This is a genomic window from Oleiphilus sp. HI0123 (genome assembly GCF_001635315.1).
In genome coordinates, this window is record NZ_LWGE01000753.1 from 1 (window position 1) to 459 (window position 459).

1 pseudogene is annotated in these 459 nt (G+C 44.7%); it reads left to right on the forward strand.

The features are described from left to right. A pseudogene (locus A3761_RS06690) lies at window positions 1-459 on the forward strand (flagellar motor protein MotD); the annotation flags it as partial.

Consider the following 459-nt stretch of genomic DNA (forward strand, 5'->3'; position numbering starts at 1 on the left):
TTTAACGCTCCCGCGAAAACCATAAAGCCAATTCAGGTTGGAGATATAAGTCCTCGCTCTACCTCTCCGGATTCACGTGAAATTTTTATCCAACCAATGATCGGTGAGTCATCACCACCCCCTGATCAACGAAAGAAAAAGAAGGAACCTAGCAAAGAAGACCTCCAACTCGAAATGATAGCAGGGGAGTTTGAAGATAACTTTGAAGACTTGATATTCGAGGAAAAGGTAAGCGTTCAGAAGAAAGACGATTGGATCGAGATCTCGTTGGATGATACGGTTGTTTTTCAAAGCGGCGGTGTGGAGCCTGTTGATGATGCTTTGCCAATTATTGAAAAAATTGCAGGTATTATGAACCAGCACGATAACGCTATGCTGGTAGAGGGGCATACTGATAATGTTCCTATTCGAAGCCCTGTATTCCCATCTAATTGGGAGCTCTCTGCAGCGCGAGCAGCC